The sequence below is a fragment of the bacterium genome (assembly GCA_018812485.1).
Classification (GTDB): domain Bacteria; phylum JAHJDO01; class JAHJDO01; order JAHJDO01; family JAHJDO01; genus JAHJDO01.
This window is the reverse complement of record JAHJDO010000155.1, coordinates 1-3,191: the sequence shown is the minus strand read 5'-3', so window position 1 is coordinate 3,191 and position 3,191 is coordinate 1. Positions and strand designations below refer to the sequence as shown.

3 protein-coding genes are annotated in these 3,191 nt (G+C 65.0%); all 3 read left to right on the top strand.

Annotation, left to right across the window (positions count from 1 at the left end; genetic code table 11):
• Window positions 1–143: 143 nt before the first annotated feature.
• Entirely contained in the window at window positions 144–1,964 is a 1,821-nt protein-coding gene (locus KKC91_12655) for a sigma 54-interacting transcriptional regulator (protein ID MBU0479393.1), read from the top strand.
• 205 nt (window positions 1,965–2,169) lie between these two features.
• Window positions 2,170–2,562, top strand: a complete 393-nt coding sequence (locus KKC91_12650; protein MBU0479392.1) for a cobalamin B12-binding domain-containing protein — start codon at window positions 2,170–2,172, stop codon at window positions 2,560–2,562.
• Window position 2,563: 1 nt separating this feature from the next.
• Window positions 2,564–3,191: hypothetical protein (locus KKC91_12645; GenBank protein MBU0479391.1), on the top strand; the 628-nt coding region annotated here is incomplete at its 3' end.

Below are 3,191 nucleotides of genomic sequence, written 5' to 3'. Positions count from 1 at the left end.
GGGGCCCCATGCCGCTGTCCGCGCACGCGAAAACGCCTTGGTGAGTATGCGCCTTTTTGCTCATCTTGCCTTCTTGACGGTGACGTGATAAAAGCCCGTTAACAAGCAAAACTAGTCCTTTCAAGCCTTCAAGAGGACTTTCCATGCCCGACAGGCCCACGCGCGAGGAGCTCGCCGCAAAGGTCCGGGACCTCACCGCCACCGTGGGGGACCTGGCCCACAAGCAGCAGTTTTTCCAGGCCCTCCTGCGCAGCCTTCCGGGCGTGGTCTACGTGTTCGACGAGAACCTCCAGCTCAAGTTCTGGAACACCAACGCCGAGACCATCACGGGCTATTCCCCGGAAGTGGTGAGCGAGATGGACCTCTTGAACCTCTTCCTCGAGCCCGACCGCGGGGCCATGCAGGAGGCCATCCGGGGGGTGTTCGAGGAGGGCGCCGGGTTCATCGAGTCCACCCTCGTCACCATGGAGGGCCGGCGCATCCCGTTCTTCTTCACGGGCCGGCGCGTGACCATCGACGGCGCGGACTACCTGGTGGGCATGGGCCTGGACATGACCCAGCTCAAAACCGCCGAGGGCGAGCTCAAGGAGACGGAGACCCTCTACCGCATCCTTGCCGAGCGCATAACCGACGGCGTGATGCTCCTGCGGGGGAACGCCATCCTTTTCGCCAACCAGGCCTTTGCCTCGCTCTTCGATTACAGGGACACGGCCTCGTTCATGGCCGAGAACCCCCTGGAGCTGGCCGCGGGCGGGTTCACCATGTACTTCCGGGAGATGTACGAGGCCCTGGAAGCCGGGGTGTGCGAGGAGAGGTTTTTCCAGGCCCGGTGGAGGACGCCCAAGGGCCGGGAGTTCTGGGTGGAGGGCCGGGGCAACCGCATCATGTGGCACGGCCGGCCCAGCGTGCTCCTGTCCGCCCGGGACATCACCGAGGCCAAGCTCCGGGAAATCTCCATGCAGGAGGAGTCCGAGCAGCTCCGCAGGGAGAACGTGACGCTGCGCTCCTCCATCAAGGACCGGTACCGGTTCGGCAACATCATCGGCAAGAGCACGGCCATGCAGCGGATCTACGAGTTGATCCTCAACGCCGCGGCCACGAGCGCCAACGTCATCATCTACGGGGAGTCCGGAACGGGCAAGGAGCTGGTGGCCCGCGCCATTCACGAGATGAGCAGCCGGGCCGAGAAGAGCTTCGTGGCCGTCAACTGCGCGGCCATGCCGGAAAACCTCCTGGAGAGCGAGTTCTTCGGCCACAAGAAGGGGGCGTTCACGGGTGCGCACACGGACAAGCAGGGGCTCCTGGACATGGCCGACAACGGGACCCTGTTCTTGGACGAGGTGGGGGAGCTGACGCCGGTCCTGCAGGTGAAGCTCCTCAGGGCCATCGAGGGCGGGGGGTACGCGCCCGTGGGCAGCGCCGTGACCAAGACGTCGGATTTCCGGATCATCTCCGCCACCAACCGCAACCTCCTGGAAGAGTCGCGCAAGGGCTCGATGCGAGAGGACTTCTTCTTCCGCATCCACATCATCCCCATCACGCTCCCCCCCCTGCGGGAGAGGAAGGACGACATCCCGCTCCTGGTGGAGCAGTTCCTGCGCCTGTACTCGGGCGAGAAGAAGCCTCCGTCGCTTCCGGGCCAGGTGCTGGAGTCGCTGGTGCGCTACGACTGGCCCGGAAACGTGCGGGAGCTGCAGAACGTGATCCAGCGCTACCTTACGGTGAAGCGCCTGGATTTCCTGTCCCCGGCGGCGCCCGCCTCGGCCGATGCCGCGGCCCGCTCGGCCCAGGGCCAGGCCGACAAGGACGACCTGGACCTGCGCGGCGCCACCGAGGGCGTGGAGCGCTCGGTGATCCGCGAGGCCCTGGAGCAGAACCGCTGGAACAAGTCCAGGACCGCCGAGGCCCTGGGCGTTTCCAGGAAAACGCTGTTCCGGAAGATGAAGCGTTTGGGTCTTAAATGACCCAAAGTGATTACATGCGTCCCGTCCCTGTCTCATTCTCTTGACGGCCCGCTTTTGGCGCGTCCGGGCAATCCTAGCTTTTTCCCTTTGAAATCAATCCGCTCCGGGATTCCTCCCGTCTTTGGCATCATCCTTGCTCAAGGAAGTCTTGTTCCCGGGTTCCTGTGCGAACAAACCAAGCAAGGCGGACAAGGACAAGGGTTTCATGACAGAGAAGAAGACGCGGGTTCTCATCGCCAAGCCGGGCCTGGACGGGCACGAGCGCGGGGCCAGGATCATCGCCTACGGGCTCCGGGACGCGGGGTTCGAGGTGATTTACACGGGCCTGCGGCAGACGCCCGCCCAGATCATTTCCGCGGCCCTCCAGGAGGACGTGGACGTGGTGGGGCTCTCCATCCTTTCCGGGGCCCACCTGTCCCTGACAAAGGCCGTGATGGACCTTTTGAAAGACCAGGGGGCCGGCGACGTCATGGTCCTGGTGGGGGGCGTCGTGCCCGAGGCGGACGTGCCCAGGCTCAAGGACATGGGCGTGGCCGCCGTGTTCACGGCCGGCACCCCGGTCTCCAAGGTGGCGGGGTTCATCCGGGAGAACGTCTGACATGGAAGAAGAAGTCAGGAAAGCGCGGGAAAAATGGGAGAAGGAGGTCCTCCTTCCCCGAACGGCCCATTTCAAGCTTCCGGCGCCGCCCATCCGGTTTTTCACCCCGGCGGACGTGGAAGACCACGACTTCCTCACCCAGGTGGGCTTTCCCGGCCAGTACCCCTTCACGGCCGGGAACACGGCCATCGAGTTCTGGAAGGCCCACGCGGACCTGGCGGCCCGGTTCGGGTTCCGGCCGGACTGGGGGGGCACCCGGGGAGTGGGCAAGTACGGCGGGTTCGGCACTCCCGAGGACTACCGGGACTACCTCGTGCGCATGCATGCCATGGGGCGCAGGGGAGGCCCCAACATGGCCTTTGACCTGGCCACCCAGTGCGGGTACGACTCGGACTCGCCCCATGCCGCGGGCGAGGTGGGCCGCGTGGGCGTGGCCGTGGACTGCTTCCGGGACTTTGCGGTCATCTACGAGCCCTATCGGGGCGACATCGACATCGACAAGGTGCCCTCCAACTTCACCATCAACGCGCCCTGCGCCGTGATCCTGGCCATGTACTTCCTTCTGGCCAGGAAGCGCGGCATCGATCCCAAGGTCCTCCGGGGCACTCCCCAGAACGACATCCTGAAGG